Below are 1,449 nucleotides of genomic sequence, written 5' to 3' on the forward strand. Positions count from 1 at the left end.
TTTTGAGGGTCGTCATTTTCGGATAAAAACGACAACCGGTTTAACATTTTGTTTTTATTCTCGTTTTGTTTAATATTATTCTCTCTAGCTAACAGGATCTTCATAAGTATAATTACCCAAATCAGCATAAGAAAACGAAGCTCCATTGTCATTTGCTAAAAACCATAAACTGCCTAATGATATAAATTCATATCTTCCGGCTCCAGATATACTTGCTCTATTGCAATATTTCATTTCACTACCAACGACTGCTGTTTCATTAAACGCATTCTTAGTGACAACTGATATATACCCGTATGTGCTCGCTAAGTCTTTGTATATCGTCAATGATATCTTCATTCCGGCATATTGAGCAGCATCCGGTAGCATATATACAGCAGTAGAAATACGATTAGGGCGACCATTGATAAAATCAGAGCCAAAAGCCGGATTCAAAAAGAAATACCCCTCGTTTGCACGGAAATCATGCATCCGAACAAATGATGCATTGGCAATAATTGTCCCCTCAACTTCAACATTACGTCCCTTGAAGCTCCCAGTCAGAAAATCAAGGAGTAAGTTTGGTCGAAACTTGTTTGCCGGATTCATCGGGTCATTGTAATTAAAATCTTTATATCCGCCTACCGTTTCTACAGCAGAGCCATCGGCTTTTATTCCGTATTGCGAAAACATATACTGCCCATAGAACACCGCACTTGCCAGCTTGGCGAAATTCGCCATCAGTACCTCGATAAAGGCATACTGTATCTTGTCCATCACTATCCATGTCGCCTTACTGCCGTTTGCCGCATAGTCTGTCTTGGGGTTGACACCCCTAAATGTGCCCTCCTTAGCCAACACGTAGTATTGACCTTCACACAGTACCATCGGTGTCGATAGAGCCGTACGGGTGTAGCCTGTGGATGCGGAATATTCTCCAGCCGGATAGACCAGCGGACCGATCGGTCCCTGCTGGAGATACTTCACTTCTCCCGTCTTGCTTGCCAACGCTTTCTTTGCCATATCATGCTGCCGTTGAGATTGTCCATGAAACATTGCCGCCTGCCTGCTGGCACATAGCTTCAGTGCAGGTACCGCTTGCCGCAGCCACATTCGCCGTAGCCGGATTGAGAATGACCCCTGCCGAATCCATAAAGACAAAATAGAACAGCATATTCTTTGCCTTCGTGGTCTGTCCCCGCTTGACAAGGATAGGCGTATAAGTCACCGAACCTCCGGAACCGGAAACAATCGTCTCATCCTCGGGATTGGGATTAGTTATGATGTCGTAGGGGTCTGACAAGTCCATCACCGTCTGCGTGTCAAGGCCTATCAGATTGCCGCCCTGCGACACCTCCACCTTAAAGATGCCCGTAGTGTCAACCAGGCTGTCCGTAACGGTCAGACTCTTGCCGGTCTGGTCGACGAGTGTCTGCCAGGCACCGTTAACCATCCTGGACCACTTGTAGG

General features: G+C 46.1%; 1 protein-coding gene and 1 pseudogene. Both read right to left on the minus strand.

The features are described from left to right. Positions 1 to 84: 84 nt before the first annotated feature. Positions 85 to 1,002: a hypothetical protein gene (locus ABUA47_RS23625; protein ID WP_120381822.1), complete on the minus strand. Its 918-nt coding sequence runs from the start codon at positions 1,000 to 1,002 to the stop codon at positions 85 to 87. A 1-nt stretch (position 1,003) separates the two neighbouring features. Next, positions 1,004 to 1,449 (minus strand): annotated as a pseudogene (locus ABUA47_RS23630) (hypothetical protein); the annotation flags it as partial.

It is taken from the genome of Bacteroides sp. RTP31139st1_H2_RTP31139_211217 (genome assembly GCF_040227615.1).
In the GTDB taxonomy this organism is placed as follows: Bacteria; Bacteroidota; Bacteroidia; order Bacteroidales; family Bacteroidaceae; genus Bacteroides; species Bacteroides uniformis.

What these genes read in the sequence shown, in the direction of transcription:
- ABUA47_RS23625 (WP_120381822.1), bottom strand. Translation starts at nt 1,002, where the DNA reads ATGGCAAAGAAAGCGTTGGCAAGCAAGACGGGAGAAGTGAAGTATCTC.